The sequence below is a fragment of the Salinivirga sp. genome (genome assembly GCF_035268865.1).
In the GTDB taxonomy this organism is placed as follows: Bacteria; Bacteroidota; Bacteroidia; order Bacteroidales; family Salinivirgaceae; genus Salinivirga.
The window spans coordinates 41,666-61,901 of sequence record NZ_DATFKB010000086.1 but is presented as its reverse complement, the minus strand read 5'-3'; the positions used below and the strand labels follow the sequence as shown (position 1 = coordinate 61,901).

General features: G+C 38.6%; 13 protein-coding genes. 4 read left to right on the top strand and 9 right to left on the bottom strand.

Features of this window, described 5'->3' with window-relative positions; genetic code table 11:
* Positions 1–2: 2 nt before the first annotated feature.
* Complete coding sequence (locus tag VJ937_RS05530) at positions 3–704, bottom strand: Crp/Fnr family transcriptional regulator (protein ID WP_324065892.1); 702 nt, start codon at positions 702–704, stop codon at positions 3–5.
* Between the two features lie 214 nt (positions 705–918).
* Between VJ937_RS05530 and VJ937_RS05525 the strand changes: the two genes are divergently transcribed.
* Genes VJ937_RS05525 through VJ937_RS05510 form a run of 4 tightly spaced genes read left to right on the top strand, consistent with a single transcriptional unit; the run spans position 919 to position 4,329 of the window.
* Positions 919–1,590 (top strand): isoprenylcysteine carboxylmethyltransferase family protein, encoded by a 672-nt coding sequence (locus VJ937_RS05525; RefSeq protein ID WP_324065891.1) that lies wholly within the window; start codon positions 919–921, stop codon positions 1,588–1,590.
* 2 nt (positions 1,591–1,592) lie between these two features.
* Positions 1,593–2,540 (top strand): threonine ammonia-lyase, encoded by a 948-nt coding sequence (locus VJ937_RS05520; protein ID WP_324065890.1) that lies wholly within the window; start codon positions 1,593–1,595, stop codon positions 2,538–2,540.
* 11 nt (positions 2,541–2,551) lie between these two features.
* The gene (zupT, locus tag VJ937_RS05515; protein WP_324065889.1) at positions 2,552–3,373 is read left to right on the top strand and encodes a zinc transporter ZupT; all 822 of its coding nucleotides are present in this window, start codon (positions 2,552–2,554) and stop codon (positions 3,371–3,373) included.
* Between the two features lie 11 nt (positions 3,374–3,384).
* On the top strand, positions 3,385–4,329 hold the full coding sequence (locus VJ937_RS05510) for an NAD(P)-dependent oxidoreductase (RefSeq protein WP_324065888.1): 945 nt from the start codon (positions 3,385–3,387) through the stop codon (positions 4,327–4,329).
* A 55-nt stretch (positions 4,330–4,384) separates the two neighbouring features.
* Here VJ937_RS05510 and gcvH read toward each other — a convergent pair whose 3' ends face one another.
* From gcvH to VJ937_RS05470, 8 genes are all read right to left on the bottom strand, one after another.
* A complete protein-coding gene (gcvH, locus tag VJ937_RS05505) occupies positions 4,385–4,762 on the bottom strand; it encodes a glycine cleavage system protein GcvH (protein WP_324065887.1) in 378 nt (125 codons plus the stop codon).
* 82 nt (positions 4,763–4,844) lie between these two features.
* Positions 4,845–7,229, bottom strand: a complete 2,385-nt coding sequence (locus VJ937_RS05500) for a GAF domain-containing protein (protein WP_324065886.1) — start codon at positions 7,227–7,229, stop codon at positions 4,845–4,847.
* Between the two features lie 104 nt (positions 7,230–7,333).
* Positions 7,334–10,117, bottom strand: a complete 2,784-nt coding sequence (locus tag VJ937_RS05495; RefSeq protein WP_324065885.1) for a GAF domain-containing protein — start codon at positions 10,115–10,117, stop codon at positions 7,334–7,336.
* 15 nt (positions 10,118–10,132) lie between these two features.
* On the bottom strand, positions 10,133–12,877 hold the full coding sequence (locus tag VJ937_RS05490) for a PAS domain S-box protein (protein ID WP_324065884.1): 2,745 nt from the start codon (positions 12,875–12,877) through the stop codon (positions 10,133–10,135).
* Between the two features lie 13 nt (positions 12,878–12,890).
* Positions 12,891–15,239, bottom strand: a complete 2,349-nt coding sequence (locus VJ937_RS05485; protein ID WP_324065883.1) for a cache domain-containing protein — start codon at positions 15,237–15,239, stop codon at positions 12,891–12,893.
* Positions 15,240–15,274: 35 nt separating this feature from the next.
* Positions 15,275–17,575, bottom strand: coding sequence for a HAMP domain-containing protein (locus tag VJ937_RS05480; RefSeq protein ID WP_324065882.1), 2,301 nt, complete (start codon positions 17,573–17,575; stop codon positions 15,275–15,277).
* 195 nt (positions 17,576–17,770) lie between these two features.
* On the bottom strand, positions 17,771–18,760 hold the full coding sequence (trpS, locus tag VJ937_RS05475; RefSeq protein ID WP_324065881.1) for a tryptophan--tRNA ligase: 990 nt from the start codon (positions 18,758–18,760) through the stop codon (positions 17,771–17,773).
* Positions 18,761–18,893: 133 nt separating this feature from the next.
* Positions 18,894–20,231 carry a TolC family protein gene (locus tag VJ937_RS05470; protein ID WP_324065880.1) on the bottom strand — a complete coding sequence of 446 codons (1,338 nt, stop codon included), beginning with the start codon at positions 20,229–20,231 and terminating at the stop codon, positions 18,894–18,896.
* Between the last annotated feature and the right edge of the window lie 5 nt (positions 20,232–20,236).

Genomic DNA, 20,236 nt, shown 5'->3' with positions numbered 1-20,236 from the left:
TTTTAAAACTGCTCCGAAATCATCTTTAGTTCATTGGTTTTTATCACCTTAATTTTACGGCCTTTGAGTTCGATAAGCCCCTGTGATTTGAATTGTGATAGCATGCGAATGACCGATTCTGTAGCTGTACCCACGAGGTTAGCCAGTTCTTCGCGTGTAAGTGGTATGTTGAGATAATCGTCTTCGTTGCGGCCAAATTGTTCCAGTAAGTTCAGCAATACTTCTGCCAGGCGTTCTTTTACAGTTTTTTGAGCAATGTCTGTAATGTATTTATTGGCATCGCCTAGCTCTTTACAGGCCTGCTGAATTAGTTTCAGGCTAAAGTCGGTATTGGTTTCGACCAGTTTGAATAATCTTGTTGCGGGTATAAAACATACGAAGGCGTCTGTAATTACTTTGGCTGTGGTGCAAAAGGTTTCTTTGCTGAGCACCGAACGGTAACCAATAATATCGCCCTGCCTGGCAAAAGTAATGATTTGCTCCCGGCCCTCGGGACCGGTTTTATAAAGTTTTATAATACCTTCATTTACGCAATAAAAACCTGTAGCATGATTACCCTCATGAAAAATAAAGTCGCCACGTTTATAAGCCTGGCAATTTTTATCGTAATTTAAAAGGGCGTATTCTTCCTCGCTCAACTGCTCGAATAGCGTTGATGTATTCAGTGTACAGTCTTTACACTCTATATGCTTTTTATGCTTCAAGCGGCAAAAATCTTAAGGTCAGGACCTGTGTTTTATTGGCAGACCAATTTATTATTTTTTACTCATAAAAAAAAGAAAAGCATTAAGTGTATTTTTATTGTTTCGGATTACCCGCTGATTTTATATGCTATAGTGCTATGTGCATTATCTAACATATTGAAAAGCTTTTATCTGAAGGGAAAAATCATAAATTTGCATATACAAAATTTACCTTATGAAGCATATTGTAAGAGCAGCATTAATCACGACCGGATTGGGCTTGCTCATGACTTTTGCCTACGACCTTAAGCAACCGGCAGGTTTTTTTAGCAATGATGCACGAACAACCTATTTTGCAGCAACTATGTTATTGGTTTTTGGTGCGCTAAGCATGAAAAATGTATTGAGCTATAAAACTAAAACTAACATAAAGTACACACCAAAGCATGAAGAACTGAAAAACTCAGGTTTAAGTCTGGCCGTATTGTTTCTCTTTGTTTTGGCACCAATGTTTGACCAATCAGCAAGGTTTTCTATTTGCGATTGTCAATGGATAAGATGGATTGGATGTTTATTCATGATTGATGCTATAACTTTTTTTAGTTGGAGTTCCTGGATTCTTGGCAAACAGTATTACAGAAATGACGGTAAAGCTTCAGACTTAAAAATTATTAAAACAGGACCATATGCCATTATCAGGCATCCCCGTTTATTGGGTCTAATGTCGTGGGGCCTTTCTACAGCTTTGGTTTTTAATAATATTGTGGCACTTTTGGTTACCATACTGCTGGTTTGGGTTGTTGGACTGAAAGCAGAAGATGAAGAGGTTTTAAAAGAACTTGAATTTGGCGAAGAGTGGATTAATTATAAAAAACAAACATACCGTTTTATACCAATGATTTATTGAATATGACGTTACACTATAAAAAAGAAGACATTATAGCGGCATACGAGCGCGTGAGGCAGCGAATACATAAAACGCCTGTTTTGACTTCAGCTTTAATAAATGAGATGGCTGAAACAAAATTGTACTTTAAATGTGAGAATTTACAAAAAGCAGGTTCTTTTAAAATTCGTGGAGCTACAAATGCCATTTTGCAATTATCTGAAGATGAGAAGAAAAAGGGTGTTGTGACACATTCTTCCGGCAATTTTGCACAGGCTTTGGCATTGGCAGCCCGGGATTTATTTGTTCCGGCCTACATTGTAATGCCCGATAATGCCCCCCGGGTAAAAGTTGATGCTGTTAAAGCCTATGGTGCAGAAATAAGGTATTGTAAAAATACCCAGGCTGAGCGGGTAAGAGCAATGGAGGAGTGGCAACAGGAGACGGGAGCGACGTTTTTGCATCCCTATGACAATCCCCATGTAATTCTCGGGCAGTCGAGCTGCGCATACGAGTTGCTGAATCAGGTATCTGAACTGGACAACATTGTTTCGCCTGTGGGGGGTGGAGGCCTGATTTCCGGTACTGCTCTTACGACCTCATTTTTTTCTCCTAACACCAATGTTTTTGCAGCTGAACCAAAAGGAGCCGACGATGCATGGCATTCCTTTAATTATGGAAAAATATTTCCCTCAGAAAATCCTCAAACCATAGCCGATGGGCTGCTGACTTCGCTGGGCGAATATACTTTTCCAGTAATTAGAAAATTGGTGCGCGATATTTATACCGTTACAGATGAGGAAATAATTGAAGCCATGAAAATTGTATGGACACGCATGAAAATAATTATTGAACCCTCTTCTGCAACAACCTTAGCAGTAATTTTGAAACATAAAGCACAGTTTCGCGATCAGAAAACAGCACTTATCATTAGCGGAGGTAATGTGGATTTAAATCGCTTACCTTTTTAAAGTTTGAAATTATGGAGAATATTGAGCTACAAAATATTATACTGGCCTTTGGGCTCACGCTTTTCGCAGGAATGTCGACCGGCATTGGCAGTGCAATTGCCTTTTTTGCAAAAGAAACCAACCATAAGCTTTTGGCTGTATCGCTTGGGTTTTCTGCAGGCGTAATGATTTATGTTTCCCTTGTCGAAATTTTTCAAAAAGCAAAGGCAGATCTTTCATCTGTATTTGGAGAAGTGACCGGAGCCTGGTATACTGTAGCAGCATTTTTTGGCGGTATTCTTTTTATTGCAATTATTGATAAGTTGATTCCAAGCTACGAAAACCCCCACGAGATACGCAATATTGAAGATTTGGGTAAGGAGCAAAAAAATAAGAAGCTTATGCGTATGGGCGTTTTTTCAGCTCTGGCAATTGCCATTCACAATTTCCCCGAAGGTATGGCGACTTTTATGTCGGGGTTGGCCGATCCGTATATTGCTTTGCCCATTGCTGTGGCGATTGCCATTCACAATATTCCCGAAGGAATTGCTGTGAGTGTGCCGGTGTTTTATGCCACAGGAAATCGACGTAAGGCTTTTTTGCTATCGTTTTTTAGCGGACTGGCAGAGCCGGTTGGCGCATTAATTGGTTTTTTGGTAATTTATTTCTTCTTTGATAGTTTTAGTCCTGCTATATCGGGAATTATGTTTGGTGCTGTTGCCGGTATCATGGTTTTTATATCGCTCGATGAGCTTTTACCAACAGCCGAAGAACACGGAGAACACCATTTATCTATTTATGGCCTGGTTGCAGGTATGGCAGTTATGGCGCTTAGTCTTTTATTGTTTCTTTAATATTTATCATTATGAGAATACATTTGATTGAACCCCTGAATGTTGATCAGCACTTTTTGTCAAAGTTTATTGAAGAGGCAGAAAATGCAGGTTTTGAATTTCATCAATGGCGCGATAGAAAAGAGGATACGCAGACATTGATTGAACGGTGTAAAGATGCCGATGTGGTTATCTTTAGTAATATTTCTTTTACTGCTGAAGTTATTGATGCGTGCCCGAAACTTAAGATGCTGTCTGTGGCCTTTACCGGGGTTGATCATGTAGATATGAAAGCCTGTCGTGAGCGTGATATTTTGGTTTCGAATGCTGCCGGTTACTCGACGCAGTCGGTTGCTGAACTAACCATAGGATTAATGATTGGTGCATTTCGCAATATGGTTTCTAACGAAGCAAAAACGCGTAATTTAAAAGGCAGGGATGGATATGTGGGGAATGAACTGAGTGGAAAAACTGTAGGTATTATAGGCATGGGAGCTATAGGCAGTGCAGTCGGAAAAATTTGCAGTGTTGCATTTGGTTGCCGTGTTTTATATTACAATCGTTCGCCAAAAAAACTTGATTTTGGTAAGCAGGTGCCTTTAAATGATTTGCTTAAAGCATCAGATATTGTGAGCTTGCATGTGCCTTTGAATGATGAAAGCAGGGGCATGATTGGGGAAGAGGAATTAGCACAAATGAAATCTACGGCAGTGATAATAAATACAGCCAGAGGCCCAGTTGTTGAAACTCAGGCGCTTGTTCAGGCTTTACGCAGACAAAGTATTGCAGCCGCAGCTATTGATATGTACGAGCAGGAACCACCCTTGCCCGCTGATCATCCATTTCTGTCCTGTCCCAATATAATGCTCATGCCTCATATTGCTTATGCTACTCAGGAAGCATTTCGTTTAAGAGCAGAGATTGTATTTAAAAATATATTGCAATGGAAGGCAGGTAAACCACAAAATGTGCAATAAAAAAAGCCTGAGAAAAAAATCTCAGGCTCATTTGTAAACCACGAGTTGGTCTTTATTATTCTACTTCGTTTTTATAATCATCTGCAGAAAGCAGATCGTTTAGTTCGTCTTTATTATCAACTTTTATTTTAATCATCCACCCTTCGCCGTAGGGATCTTCGTTGACGGTTTCTGGTGCATCTTCGAGTTTTGGGTTAATTTCAGCAACTTCTCCGCTAATTGGCATATACATATCTGATACTGTTTTAACAGCTTCAATCGTACCAAATACATCCCCTTTTTGGAGCGATTCACCTTCGGTTTCTACCTCAACGAATACTACATCGCCAAGTTGTTCCTGTGCAAAGTCGGTTACTCCTACAGTAGCAGTATCACCATCTATTTTCACCCATTCGTGATCTTTTGTGTACTTAAGATTTTCGGGAATATTCATGATCGTAAAATTTTATTAGGTTTTAGGCAAAATTAATATTTTTTTTATCGAACCTCATCATTATTAAGTGTTTTTAGACATCTTAATTGTTTTTTAATTCACTTACTTTATTCATGAGTTGTGTGATTTCTTTGTCGAGCTTTACTTTATGGGTAATGTCGGTGGCAATATTCAGCACACGGTCAATTTCTTCATCTTCGAAAATTGGAATATAGGTTTCATTAAGATATATGGTTTGATCTCTTTTGGTAACTTCATGAATCCTTTTTTTAGTAACCCCACTGATAACTTCCTGCCAAAATTTAAGAAACCCTCTTCTTGATGCATCATCTTGCGTTACAAATGCATCCTGGAACTTTCCAATCATGTGTTCAGCTGCATGACCGTAGGTATTTGCCATTAACTCATTAATTCTGATAATGCGTCCGTCCAGGTCATATTCGGCCATCATGGTGGTATTTTGTAAAGTATTTCGAATGTCCGAAAGCTCTGACTCCCGCTTTTTGGCCTCTTCCTGTGTAGCCTGCATCTCTTCAAGGTTTTGGCGCATCTCTTCTTCTTGCTGTGATAGCTCATCTTTGAGCTGTTCTGATTGCTTTAGCAGCTGAGCAGTACGAATATTGGTTTTTACACTAGATACTGTAGCAGCAATATTTTCTGCTAGTTTCTCGGCAAATTCAATTTGATGGTATTCAAATGGCTCATAGCCCATAAGCTCGAGTAAACCAAAAGGTTCATCGTTCATTAGCATCGGTACAATGAGCAAATTATTGGGTGCCGGATCATCAGTTTTGCCTGAAGTTAAAGTAGCGAAGCTATCTGGTGTATTGGTAAGGTGTATGGTATTTTTTTCGCTGATTGCTCTGCCCACAAGCTCTTCACCTTCTTTTACTTTTTTGTCTATAAGTTTTTGACTGCCGAATGCATGCACGGCCTTGAGGTCAAAATATGACTCATTTTCGTCTTCTTCAATGATAAAAATTGCGCACTGCGGTATCTCCATATATTCGCAAATATGTTTGGCGATATTTAAAGAGAACTTTTGCATATCATCGTTATCTTCTCGCAAAATTTCACCAAATTGTGCAAGACCCTGTGTAACCCAGGCCTGTTTGCGGTCTTTTTCGCGTTTTTCTTCTTCAAATTTTCGGGCTTCTTTCAGGCTCTCACGCATGTCTACCAGCGATTGCCCAAGGAAATCGTTTTTACTAAGTAGTTGGTGTTCACGATCGAGGTTTCCTTCTCCTATTTGTTTGGCAAAACTTGCGGTTTCATTAAGTCCGTCAATTAGCTTGTTGACGCTTTGTGCCATGTCATTAATTTCATCGTTATATTTGCCTTTCACTTTAAGGCTTGTTTCGATGTTACCCTTGGCAATTTCTTCCAGCACTCTGGTGATGTTGGTAACAGGTCTGGTAATTGACCTTGCTATTATATAAATAAAGATGCTTAGTACGGACAAGGCTACCAATCCTGCAATGATGCTTAATATAAAACTATTTTTGGCCACACTGTTTAGTTCGCTGGTAGGTACTGCAATACCAAAAACCCATCTTTCACTGGCTTTGCCAATGGTGAGCGGGCTCATAGTAAAATAGGTTTCCTGCCCGGTAATCGGATCTGTATCTGTAAAATTATAATTATTATTCCACTGGGCGTTTTGAAGGATTTCTTCAGAGGTTACCTTGCTGTATTTTAGGGTATCTAGTTTTTGCCCCACCCATTTTGATGATCTGTGCGCAACAATACTTCCATCGTGAGCAATTAGAAAAGCGTAACTTTCATCGAAAGGTTTAATTTGTTCAGCATATTTTTGGAGGCTGTCTAATGAGGCATCGGCACCGATAACACCCAGGAAGCGACCATTGTAAATTAATGGTACAATCATGTTTGTTTGCAAAACAGCATACTCTTCACCTTTTCCATAACTGTAATAGTATGGTGCAAGCAAGGTTTGCTCACGGTTTGCTTTAGGTATAGTATAATAATCGCCCTGAAATAAAGGTCCTGAGCTTAAGCCTTCGAGTTTAATAGAGTCTCCGTCTTTGTAATAGGTAGGGGAAAAGTTTCCGATATAGGTGTTTCCTTTTACATTAATGTATAAACTGTCGAAATTATCTATGGTATTGGGTTCCCAGATGGTCCATAAACTTAAAATGTCGGTTTTTTTCTTGAGGTTGTATTTAAGGATATTCATGAGGTTTCCTCTGCGGGCGGCAGAGTCAAGTGACTCAAAGGAGAGTAAAAAATTGTTTAGACCCTGAGCAGTGCTCATATATTTTTGCATTTCTCCTTTAATTTGCCGGGCATTAACTTCTGCAGTAAGATCGGCGTACTCCACGCTTTTATTGTAGGCGTTTTTCTTTATTTGTAAACCAATAACCAGAATAGATGCGCCAAATATAACAAACGAGGTCGTTAGTATTAGCAGCAGCATCTTTACGTATAGTTTCATTCTTACCTTCATCCGTTTATGATTTTGATTTTAATGGTCGGTGGCTTACTTCGTTGAAATTGTGCGGCAATTCAACATAAACTGAGCTCGTGACCACAAGCTAAATTACGTCTAGGTTATTTAACTATAATTTTTTGTAATTCTGTTTGTGCATTTTTCCAAATGCTGGCAATTTCCTGGAGCAGGTCCTCTATGTTTTCAGTATCTACACCAGTTGCAGAAATTGTTTCAATTTCTTTAGCCATTTCAACCACACGGCTTAATCCAAGGTACGACATCTTGGTTCTGAAATTTCCAATTTTTGATCGCAGCAGCGTGAGGTCGGATTTGGCTATATTTTGTAATTCATCTAATTGCTTGGGAATAGTGTCAACATATATACTAACAATATTCTGAATTTTGCGTAAGTCATTTTTGTACACTTTTCTCAAATGCGTCAGGTCAATGTATTCGAATCGACCTTCTTGTTCCATTATTTCATTAATATTGATGGATTTTTTCGCGGCTTCTTTTTTACCTCCAAGTTTTTTTACAAGTTTCTCGTATTCAGCTTTTAGTTTTTGCAATTGTTTCTCTTTGCGTTTTTCTTCTGAAATATCAATGGCAATGTTGAGCACTTTGTAGGTTTTACCCTCTTTATTAATTAGTGGGTAATAGTATTCTTTTAAGTAGAAATCCCGACCCAAATGCTTTGAGTAGAAATTATTTGTTGCTATTTGTCCTTTTTCAATTTTTTTCCAAATTTCCTCATAGTTGTGTTTAATCTGGGCACTGCTGAATTCGTATGATCCGATTTGTTTATTTATTACCTGTTCTTGTTTCAGTTGAAACAGGTGCAGCATATTTTCATTTATATCGGTAATTTTCCCATCCGGGTCGTATTCAATATATAATAGTGTGCTTTTGGCTGCATTGATGAAGTTTTGAATTTTACTTTCTCTTTTTGTTGCCTCTTCTTGCATGGCTTGCAGTTCTTCCATGTTTTGACGCATTTCTTCTTCCTGCTGAGCAAGTTCGTCGGCCTGTTCTTTAGATTTTTTCAATAATTCTGCTGTACGGGCATTTATTTTGGCCGATGAAATGGTCGATGCAATTGAAACTCCGATTTTTTCAACGAACTGTATTTGGTATTCCTGCATCCTGTTCAGAGATCCTATCTCAATTATACCGATTACATCTTCATTAATAATCATAGGTACAACCAGCGTACTGCCGGGCCTGGTATTTCCTAAACCGGAGATAATCGGCGCATGGGCTTCGGGTATATCATCCATATAAATCCGGTCTTTTTCAAGCAGGCATTTGCCAACCACACCCTCGTTGGGCTGTATAGTTTTATGCAGCATTTTTTCTTTATCGAAGCCAATTGAGGCAACGAGTTCGAGATATTGTTGATTTTTTTTACCTTCGGTAAGGTAGAGGCCTCCCTGATGGGCGCCAAGGTAATCGACGAGCGTTGAAATAATTTTGTTGGTAAGCTTGGCAAGATTATCATTATCCTGCCTTAAGATGGTACCAAAGAGGTTGATGCCTTCTGAGGCCCATTTGCTTTGTTCTTCTTCTTTTTGGCGATGGACTTCTTCTGCTTTGGCCTCTTTGAGCGAGTTACGCATTTCCAGCACAGCATTACCCAATACATCTTTGTCGCTCAACGGTGTAAATTCGTGGTCAAAATTGCCGTTTTTAATTTGATTGGCAAATTCAACAGTATCTTTAAATCCTTTAATAACCGTATTGACCGAATGACTCATTTGCTCAATTTCATCACCCGTTTTAATAATGATGTTATCTATTTTTCTTATTTCGCCCAGCGATAGTTGCTGCAATACTTTCGTTGTTTTATTGATTGGTTTTATAATTTGGTATGCAACAAGCAGTGTAACTATTATGAGCACGATCAGCCCGTAGATTCCTACTTTTCTTGAATCTTCAATGTGGCTTTCGGCTTCGGTAATAATATTTTGAAGCGGCACATTAATGGCTATACCCCAGTGGGAATTGCTATTGCCAAATGTAACGGGAATAATGGTAGTAAAGAACTCTTCGTTTGTGGTCTGGTCAGTTTTAACAAATTTATTGTATGCCCCTTTTTTAATTTGAGGAATGATATTGTGCTGTATATTTAAAATACTATCAGTTTCGGCAAAGTTTTGACCAAGGTAGGCTTCATTCGGGTGTGCTACAATAGAACCTTTATTTGAAAGAATATAGGCATATCCTTCAAAGTTTTGATTCAAGGAATCAACCAAAACCTTGAGTTGCCTGAGACTAATGTCTGCACCCACCATACCCACAAAACTATTATCCTGCATTACGGGTACTATTATGGAGGTCATTAGTATTTCTTCACCTGATCCACCTGAATAAACGTCTGTATATGGTTCTGTAATACCTTCCCTTGGGTTTGCTTTATAGTCGTAATATAGGCTTGCAGTATCATCTCCATAGGTGTCGAGGGTGTCGATTGCGGTGGAGATAAGGCCTCCTTCTCTGAAATAGATATAGGATAACCTGCCATAGGGTAGGTTCCAGTCCGGTTCAATGTATTGTCTTTCCCAATTATCCCAAACGGAAATATATCGGGGATTTTGTTTTAGCAGGCGCTCCAGGGCGCTGTTAAAAAAAGTACGGTATGATTCAGGATCTAATTCATCGAATTTTTCGAATGTGTTGGCATAAGTTCTGAATTTTTCAAAGTCGGCTTCAAATAAGTTTTTAACTCTGGCCGTAACATTCTCGGCTTGTTGGCCTGCTGTTTTTTTGGCCATTTCAATGGAAACCTCCTTGTAGTCGTAGTTTATATAACGGATGGTTATAAGATAAATAATACCGGCAACCAGTACTACGCCAATTAGCAGTCTGATGCTTAAGCTAAATCTTATATTTTTTAATTGATTCATCAATCTTCGGATTTGTTATTTTTTCTTGATTGTGTCGGTTATATCAATGGCCAGGTTTATGACTTTATAAATACTTCCTTTTTGATCTCGTACAGGTATGTACACTTCTGAGAAATAGAGGTTTTTTCCATTTGCCAGAATGTGTTGAACAATTTTTCTGGTTTTGCCGGCAGATAAATCTTTCCATAATTTATCAAATTCTTTTTTCTTTTCAGGGTCAGTTTCAAAGGCACCTTGCTTTACGCCAAGCATATCAGATTTTTTTGCTCCAAGCAAATTAAGGAAGTTATTGTTAATATCAATAATTTTTCTGTTCATATCATACTCAACGTATAACGAAACGTCTTTTACTCCGTCTACAAGTAACCGCATTTCTTCCTTACTGGCCTCTGATTTTTCGTTGAGCTCTTTAAGTTGTTCCATTTTTTGCTCAACATCCTCCTGAGCTTTTTTCATTTCAGTTAAATCCCGCAAGGCTCCTACAAATTTTGTCTCATTACCCAACTTGCCTTCCTCAAGCCTTAATTCAACCGGGAATTTTTTACCTGATTTATGCATACCCATTACTTCCCTTGATTTTCCAAGGACATGTCTTTGTCCGGTTTTCATGTATCTTTTGATGTAATTATCATGCTCTCTGGCATTTTCTCCATACATGATTAATTTGATATTTTGGCCAATGGCTTCTTTTGAGCTGTATCCAAATAATTTTTCTGCAGCGGGGTTCCAGAGTTCTATTATGCCGTTGCTATCAATAGTAATTATGGCATCCACGATATTATCAAAAATCATTTGAGTTTTAGCCTGGCTCTCTTTCAATGATTCTTGTGTGGCCTGTATTTCTTCCATGTTTTGCCGCATCTCTTCTTCTTGTTGGGCCAATTCATCAGCTTGTTGCTGTGACTGTTGCAGCAATACTTCTGTGCGCTGATTGATTTTTGTGGTAGAGATATCACTGGCTACGGTTTCACCTGCTTTTTCTAGAAACTCGACTTGATATTGTTCGAATTTATTAAAAGACACAAGTTCAATTACACCCAACACCTGCTCGTTTATTTTAAGCGGTATGAGAATGAGACTTCTTGGTTTGCTCTCTCCCAGTCCTGAATTTACGGATACATAGTTTTCAGGTATTTCTCTAAGATGAATTGTCAGCTTTTCGTGGGCACATCTGCCAACAAGACCTTCTTCTGGTTTAACTTTGTCGCGCATGAGTTTTTCACGTTCATAGGCTACAGCTGTAATCATTTCATAATAAACATCGTTTTTGTCGCTGTCGTTTAAAACATAAATAGCACCCATGGCCGCATCTACATACTTTATTATGCTGGACAGTATGGAGTAGGATAACTCCTGAAGGTCTTTAGATTGCCGCAATAAATCGTTAATCATACTGTATCCATCAGCAGCCCATCGTCTGATCTTTTCTTCTTTTTTACGCCTGGCTTCGTCCTCTTTTGCCTGTTTTAGGTTATCGCGCATTTCGAGTAGTGCTGAACCAAGCATATCTTCATCGCTGAGCTTGTGAAAATCGACCGATAAATCTCCGTTTCCAACGTATGAGGCAAATTCGGCTGTTCTGTAAAGCCCTTCTGTTAATTGGTTTACGGAATTGGCCATTTCACCCACTTCATCTCTAGTATTTATTTTTAGCAGGTTGCTTTTGTCTATTTTGCCGTCTGAAAGCTCTTTTAATATTTTGGTGGTTTTTATAATTGGTCGACTAATACTCCGGGCTATTAACGAAATGATGAAACCCATCACAACCAAACCCAAGGAACCTATAAAAATTCCTGTTTGTAAAAATGTTGCTGTTCTGTCCTCGATTATGGTGGATGGGAACGCTACGGCCAGGGCCCAGTTAATATTGGCTTTTTTTATTTTGATGGGCGAAAAAGTATATTGATATTCAGCTTGCATTAGCGTGTCGTGGTGCGTGAAGGTAAAAGTTTTCCCCAGGTCAATACGTTTGTTTATATTACCATCTGCAGTGAAAATTGAATCTACATCGCTAAGTTTTTCTCCAACCCACTCTTTTTTCGGATGCGCCACTATGGTGCCATCTGTCGAAAGTATAAAGGCATAACTGCCATTGTATGGCTGTATGGAGTCTGTAATCGATTGAAAATAATCCATATTGACATCAGCTCCGGCGAGGCCAACAAATTCGTTATTTTTAAGAATGGGTACAGAAATATTTGTATTTAATACAGCATCTTGTTCGTTTCCTGTATAGGAAAAGAGTTCCGGATTACTTATAAAATGGTTTTTATTGGATTTAATGGAATAGTAATTACTTGCATAATCATCTCCATCAAGGTTTCTTTTAGCATCGAAAAGTTTAATTACATCTCCTTCTCTGTAGTATCCCCGCATAAGCCTTCCATAATCATTATTGTAGGATGAATCGATGTATTTAAGTTCGAAACTCGTTGCTACTGATATATATTGCGGATTATTTTCAAGAATGGCTTTTTGTTGGGCCAAATATATTTTTTCCCAGGCTTCGAATGTTTCCATTTTGAAGGTGGAGCCCGCATCTGCAAGCACATCAATGGCTTTAAGGTCTGAATCAATTACAGATTTTACAAGGTTGGCTTTTTCTGCTGCTGTTTTTTCGACAATTCTATAAGTATCTTTTTTGGTACTATTAACCGTTTGTATTATTACAGCACCCAATGAGATTAAATAAATTAACGTGGCTCCACTGAGCAGATAGACCAACATGCGGGTGTTAATATTAAATCGTATTTTTTTCATTGCACTGGTGCTTTTAGTCCTCTTTTTTGTCTTTGAGGTGTGTAATGTCTATAGCTATATTCACTACTCGCTGTGGTTCTCCTTCATTATCCTTAATCGGGGTATAGACTTCTGACAACCACCTTGTCTTGTTATTTATTTCAATTTTTTGTTCCTGTTTATGGGGTATTCCTTTTCGCATCTTTGCCCATAATGTTTCAAAATTTTTGATGCGCTCTTCATCTTCTCCAAGTTCGAAAAAGCCTTGTTTTTTGCCAATAATTTGCTGTCTGGGCAACTCAAGCAGTTGTGCATAAGCATCATTAATGTTTGTGATGTAGCCTTCCATGCTAAACTCGGCTACATAGGCAAGAGAATTTATGGCTGTAATCATTCCGGTCATTTCTGCTTCGCGTTTTGCGGCTTCCTCCTGTGTAGATTGCATTTCTTCCATCTGTTGTCTGAGCTCTTCCTCTTTTTCGGTAAGTTCTCCGGCCTGGCTTTTGGTTTGTTCAAGCAGTTTGCTTGTGCGCTGACTGATTTTTAGTGATGCTATTGTAGATGCAATGCTTTCGCCCGCTTGCTCAACAAATTCTATTTGATATTTTTCCATTTCATTGAATGAAATAATCTCAATAATGCCCATAACTTCTTCATTGAGCATGAGTGGTACAATTAACAGAGCCCTGGGATTGGCTTTTCCGAGGCCTGAGGTTATATTGACATAGTTGTCGGGAATATCAGTCATGTAGAGGGTTGCCTGTTCATATGCCGCCCTTCCTATGAGGGTTTCTCCCATTTTTATGGTTCTGTGCAGTGGTTTTTTTCTTCCCCAGGCTAAGGCAGAAGTAGCCTCAAATGTAATGTCCTCTTCCGTTTCTACTTTTTCTTTTTCAGATACTACATAAAGTGCGCCCTGGTTGGCTTTAAGGTAATCAGCAATGTACTTAACTACCTGATAGGAGAGTTCTTCCAGGTTGCCATGCTGACGCATCAACTCATTTATTTTAGCAATACCTTCGGTAATCCATTTTTGTATTTGGTCGGCTTCTTTTCGTTTTTTCTCGTCTTCTTCAGCTTTTTGAAGGCTTTGACGCATATTTAGCAATGCCTTGCCAATAACATCTTCTTCGCTAAGCTTTTCAAATTCTACATCCAGGTTGCCTTTGCCAATTTCTTCTGCAAACTCTGCTGTGCGTGCCAGGCTCTTTTTCAGCCCGTTTACATCAAGCGAAATGCTTCCAATTTCGTCTTTTGTTTTAATTTGCAGCTCTTGCTGTGTATTGATTTTTCCAGCTGCCAGTTCTTTTAGCAAGCTGGATATGTTAATAAGCGGACGTGTAATGTTTCGGGCAATAATCCAAAGTACAAAACCTAAAATGATGATACTTGCTAAACCAATCAGTAACGATTTTTGCATGTTTTGGTTGGCTTGTATCAACATTTGTTTATAGGGTACCACAATGCTTAAATACCAGGGTGTTTCAGTGTTACCAATAAATACAGGAGCAAAGGTTGTGAAATATTTTTTATCGTTTTTTATCCTGTCAAATGAAAAGGTTTTGCCTGCTTTCATTTGTCTTTCGAAATTGTATTTTTCAGCGTCTTTAGGGTTATCTTCAATGAGGTTGCTTCCAATGTTTTCAGAATCAATGTGGTATATTAACGTGCCTTCATAGCTGACAAAAAACGCATAGCTGTTTTTGTAGGGTTTAATAGATTTGACTAAATCGGAGAAGCGTTCCAGTTTTAAATCTATTCCCATTAATCCCAGGAAACGGGTACTTTGTAATACGGGTACACATATGCTGGTTTCCAGTATTTTATCAGATTCATTTTCAGTGTAAGAGTACCAATAGGGTTCTGTTATTACATTATTTTTGTGTGCTTTAATTTGATAGTAAAGACTCTGTTTATCATATCCTGCGGTATCTAAAGTCTTTATATTTAATTTTATTTCATTATCAACCCTAAAAAAGTTTGTGCGAATTCTGCCGTTTGTCTTTGAGTAATTTTCATCAATGGCTGATAACTCCCAGTTCATCCAAATGGCCTGTATGTGTGTGTTATGTTCAAAGACACGTTTGAGCATGGAGGGAATAATTTCATCCCGGATAGAATCTTCATAAAGCACAAAATCCTGAAAAGCTTTGCCCAGTGTATGTGTTAACATAAAGTCTTTATTAAGCTCGCTTTCAATGTCAGAAGCTTTCTTTTGTGCTATTTCAATGGTCAGCCGTTTTGCTTCATCCAGGGCCATTTGCCGGGTCTCTATGCTAACGTATAAAATGGTTAGAAGAAAGACTACTGTAGCACTACTTAATATAAAAAGCTGCAGTTTAGCCTGAATACTTTCTTTTATTTTATTGATTAACCCTCTCATGGTAATGCTTTAATCTGATGTTGATTTTTATGCTTTTATCTCTCTTTTGTATGTGTAATATCGATTCCAATATTTACAACTTTGTATGGTTCTCCTTCGGCGTTTATTACGGGTTTGTATGTTTCGAGTAACCAAACATACTTGTTACCTGATTTAATTTTTTGTTCCTTCGTTATTGGTTCACCTGCACGCAGCTGCTCCCAGGTTTCTTCAAAAACATCCTGGTCGACGGTTCCGGCAAAACTGCCCTGTTGCATTCCAATAACCTGGTCTTTGGGTTTGGCCAGCAACACTTCGAGGTTTTTATTCATATCAATAAGGTGCCCGTCCATATCAAATTCAGCCACATATGCGATGTCGTTTACCGCTTCGTGTAGCGCTGTCATTTCGTGTTGTCGCTGTTGGGCTTCCTCCTGGGTTGCTTTCATTTCTTCTACATTTTGCCTCATTTCCTGCTCTTGCTGGGCAAGTTCATCGGTTTGCTTTTGTGACCGATGGAGCAGTTTCTCTGTTTTTTGGTTGATTCGTACGTTGGCAATGGTTGCTGCAAGATTACCTCCGATTTGTTCAACCATTTTTACCTGATAATCGGCAAATTCGTTAAATGAAATTAACTCTATTACTCCAAGTACCTCTTCGTTGTTTTTTATGGGAACCAGCAATATTGTGCGGGGGTTGGCATCTCCGAGGCCTGTTTTAATGTTCACGTATTCTTCTGGTATTTCAGTCATGTATACCGTTAGCCCCTCATATGCACATCGTCCTACTAAACCCTCTTCGTTTTTTATCTTTTTTTCAATGAGTTTATCTCTTCCATATGCAATGGCTGAAATGAGTTCATAAAAAATTTCATCTTCCTCATCATTTTTAACATATATGCCTCCCTGTGAAACCTCCAGGTAGTTCAGTAGGTATTGTAGTGTACTGAATGTAAGGTTTTTGATGTTTTGATTGTGTTTTCTGAAAATATCGCTGGTTTCAGTTATGGCCTGGTTTATCCAGTTATTTATTTCATCTTCTTTTTGTCTTTCCTGTTGCTCTTTTCTGGCTTTTTGCAGGTTTTCGCGCATTTCTATAAGCGATTGCCCGAGTTCATCCTCTTTATCTTCTATAGTGAGCTTCTGATCTAAATCTCCACGCCCCAGATGTTTTGCGAACTGGTTTTTTTGGTTTAGTTTCTCGATGGTTTGGTTTAAGGCTTCTGCCATTTCCTCAATTTCATCACCTGTTTCAAGCTTGAGCTTATTGCTTGTCTTTATTTCTCCCCTGGACAGTTTGTTTAACTGTTTTGTCACCGACTGAACAGGTCTGGAAATATTAATGCTTACAAAATAGATGACGATACCCAGCAGAATTAAGCCAATTATTCCGACTATAAAGGAGACGTATAGGTTTTCATTGACTTGTTGAATTATTGATTCCCTTGGGACGGTAATTCCCAGGTACCAATAGGTATCGGTTCGGCTTATTTTTATTGGAAAATAGCTTACAAATCGTTCTTCCTGGCCACGGTCATTGACAATAGAAAAGGGTTTCCCTAGTTTAATTTTTTGATAAATATTAAAATCTGGATTGCTTGTAGGGTTTTTGGGAATAAAGGTGTTTAGTTTATCGTTGTCGGGGTGCCCTGCATATTTTCCGTTATGTGAGATGAGGAACGCATAGCTCCCTTCCAGGTCTTCTAACTGAATTCCGCTTACAATTTCCTGAAAGCGGTCCAGGGTAACATCAACGCCGATTAAACCTACAAACTTTTTTTGATCCATGATCGGAGCCTCGTAGGTTGTCATAATTTTCTTATCAGCTTTTTGTTCGCTGAAAGCATCGGCATATATTTCAGAAATAAGTTCCCTGGCCAGGGCTTTATCTTTGGCGTAATATTTATTGTCACCATCCAGACTTCGTATATCTACAAGTCGTTTCATTTCGCCTTTTTCACGCAACCTTGTGTTTGTAATGCGACCTGTAGGGCGATTCCATGTGCTGTCGACGACATTCAATTCCCAGCTGTCCCAGAGTTGATAAAATTCGGGATTCCCCTGAAATACATGATCGTAAATTTGATTGACCAGTTTTTGGTACTGGTCAGTTTCGAGGAACTTATATGTTTTAAATGCCAATGCAAGGGTTCTTACAACTGCAAAATCCTCATTAATTAATACTTTGAGTTGGTTGGCGTGTTTTTCTGTTTGTGCCTCTATAAGTCGTGTTTGATTTTCGTATGAAGATTGCCGGTCTTTAAATGCAATGTAGCCAATGGCTCCTGTAAATACCAGTACAGAGAGTGATATAATAATAAACTGAATTTTATGGCGTAAGCGAAGTTTGATTTTCATTCCTATAAAAATAATTAAGCATCTAATTTACTTGATAAATGTAAGTTGCTGAAAAAAACAACGCAGTAATTTTCATTTTAATTTTTGAATTACTGCGCAGTTATTTTTTCTATATGTTATTTTTTATCAGTTGCATTTATTTCTCATTATTTGCATGACAAAAGGCATTTAAACTTAATAAAATCAATCAAAAGCTCAAAATTTTTTAAATCCAATAATTTCGCGCACTTCTCTAATGGTTTTTTGTGCACTTTCTCTGGCTTTTTCTGCACCCAATTTAGCTACTTTTTGCAAATAAGCTTCATCGGCAGATATTTCCTGAATTCTGTTGTAAATAGGCTCGATGTATTTGATAATATCATCGGCCAGTTGTTTTTTCAGGTCGCCATAGCGAATGCTGCAATCGGCATAAGTTTCTTTGAAATGGGTTAATGTGTCTGGTTCTGAAACGACCTGCATTATGGTAAACAGATTTTGTATGGGTTCAGTAACCGGGGAGTTAGGCTCAGTTGGGCCGGCATCTGTTACTGCTTTCATTACTTTTTTACGGATTTTTTTTGGTGTGTCTGATAAATAAACGCCATTTCCTTCTGATTTTCCCATTTTCCCGCTACCATCTAATCCCGGTATTTTTATGAGGTCGTCGCCAAAGTTCCATGGTTCAGGAGCTTTGAAATACTCTGTTTTATACATTCCATTAAATCTTCGCGCATATTTGCGACACATCTCAAGGTGTTGCTCCTGGTCTTTTCCTACAGGAACTTTTGTAGCGCGATGAATAAGTATGTCGGCTGCCATAAGCACCGGGTAGGTTAATAATCCGGCATTTACATTATTGGGATTTTTGCGCACTTTTTCTTTAAAGCTTGCAGTACGTTCAAGTTCACCTACATAAGCGTTCATGCTTAGTAAAAGATTGAGTTCCGCTACTTCTGGCACATCACTCTGGATAAAAAGTGTGGCTTTTTCAGGATCCAGTCCTGCTGCCAGATATTCTACAAGTACTTGTTTTACATTGCTATGCAGGTCTTTCGGGTTTGGATGTGTAGTCAGAGAATGATAATCGGCTATAAAAAAATAGCAATTATGATTCTCCTGCATTTTGATGAAATTCCGTATTGCACCAAAATAATTTCCTAAATGAAGATTTCCTGTAGACCTTATGCCACTTACAACTCTTTCCATATCAAATAATCTCGCTTAATTAATCTCACAAATGTACGAAATTATTCGTTTTCCACGATTTGTATCATGTCAATTTCCCCTAAATTGTTCAGGGTTTTACTGTTAAGCTTGTGATGTTTTTTTCGGCCAGTTATTACTGTTTTTGTGGATCAAATTCAGTTAAAATACTTCCGGTCATGCGCATAATTTCTGTATAAGAGTCCATCAGATCATAAATGGTCTGTAGTTTAGACAGAGAGGCATTTAAAAAACTAAGCTGTACTTCTCTGAAGTTGATGCTGTTTATTGTGCCCAGCCTGTAGCGGTCTTTTGCAAGGTCATAATTTAGCCGCGTCACCTTTTCATTTTCCAGGGCCACATTATAAAGTTGTTTTCTTACATTATACAGGTCGTATAGCATTACGAGCTGCATTTTTAATTCGTTTTCCATCTCCTGTGTTTCCAGTTTGCTTTGCTCTAAGGAGATTTTGGCATTTTGAATTGACCTTTTTACCTGCCCACCGTTGAAGAGGTTGAAATTAAGGGTGAAGTTCCCATATACGACAAGGGGGTCGGAATTGGTATTGGGCAAATCGTCCACTTTACGCGAACCGTAGGTATAGCTTGAACCGGCATTGAGTGAAAAAGTAGGATAAAGGTTACTTTTACTCTGTTGCAGGTCGTATTTTATTAATTTTTGATTGATGTATTGGTTGGTGAGCGTTTGGTTGCTTGCTTCCAGCCTGTTGTAAAGTTCTTCGAGGTTGAAACTTTGGTCAATGGGCTGAAAGCTATCTGTGAGGGTATACTGTTTGGTGTGCGACTCTCCCATTATAAGGTTTAAATTGCGTTTGGCATTTCGAAAATTAATACCCTGTAAAATGTAATTGGAGCTATCTTCCAGATAAGCTGTTTTGGCTTGTTGCAAGTCAAAGGTTGTTCCATTTCCGGTATTTCTTTGCGTTTTGGCATATCGGAACTGGTCCAGAGATAGGTTCATGACTTCGCGGGTAATTTGGAGCCGTTCTTTCTCAAGCAAAGTTTTTTGATAGGCGAGAATAATAGCCTGCAGGGTATTTTCTACTACAACGCTCATCATTCCCTCAGAGAGGTTTTCTAATTCGGCAAGCCTTGACCTGTTTATCTGTACTGAAAACCCTCCAAAAAGTATCCAGTTAAGATTTACGGAAGGCGAAATATCATTATATAGTGTAGTGCTGCTCTGTGGCTTTGTTTGGTCTGTCCATCTGTTATTTTGTGCTGCGGACAAGGTTATGGACGGCCACATGCCTGCTGCCCCGGCTGTATTGTTGTTCGCGGCAATTTCCAGATCTTTTTGTGCAATGCGTATTTGGTAGTTGTTTTCAAGCGTTTTACTAATGGCATTAAAAAAAGAAAGTGGCTCCTGACCAAGAGCTGGCCCGGAACCACCAATCCAAATGAAAACAGCTATGAGAGTACAAAAGTATATATATTTTTTAGAAATAACCATAATAA

Excerpts from the sequence above, each read along its gene's own strand:
- VJ937_RS05525 (WP_324065891.1), top strand. The coding sequence starts at position 919 with ATGAAGCATATTGTAAGAGCAGCATTAATCACGACCGGATTGGGCTTG.
- VJ937_RS05520 (WP_324065890.1), top strand. The coding sequence starts at position 1,593 with ATGACGTTACACTATAAAAAAGAAGACATTATAGCGGCATACGAGCGC.
- zupT (WP_324065889.1), top strand. The coding sequence starts at position 2,552 with ATGGAGAATATTGAGCTACAAAATATTATACTGGCCTTTGGGCTCACG.
- VJ937_RS05510 (WP_324065888.1), top strand. The coding sequence starts at position 3,385 with ATGAGAATACATTTGATTGAACCCCTGAATGTTGATCAGCACTTTTTG.
- gcvH (WP_324065887.1), bottom strand. The coding sequence starts at position 4,762 with ATGAATATTCCCGAAAATCTTAAGTACACAAAAGATCACGAATGGGTG.
- VJ937_RS05500 (WP_324065886.1), bottom strand. The coding sequence starts at position 7,229 with ATGAAGGTAAGAATGAAACTATACGTAAAGATGCTGCTGCTAATACTA.
- VJ937_RS05495 (WP_324065885.1), bottom strand. The coding sequence starts at position 10,117 with ATGAATCAATTAAAAAATATAAGATTTAGCTTAAGCATCAGACTGCTA.
- VJ937_RS05490 (WP_324065884.1), bottom strand. The coding sequence starts at position 12,877 with ATGAAAAAAATACGATTTAATATTAACACCCGCATGTTGGTCTATCTG.
- VJ937_RS05485 (WP_324065883.1), bottom strand. The coding sequence starts at position 15,239 with ATGAGAGGGTTAATCAATAAAATAAAAGAAAGTATTCAGGCTAAACTG.
- VJ937_RS05480 (WP_324065882.1), bottom strand. The coding sequence starts at position 17,575 with ATGAAAATCAAACTTCGCTTACGCCATAAAATTCAGTTTATTATTATA.
- trpS (WP_324065881.1), bottom strand. The coding sequence starts at position 18,760 with ATGGAAAGAGTTGTAAGTGGCATAAGGTCTACAGGAAATCTTCATTTA.
- VJ937_RS05470 (WP_324065880.1), bottom strand. The coding sequence starts at position 20,231 with ATGGTTATTTCTAAAAAATATATATACTTTTGTACTCTCATAGCTGTT.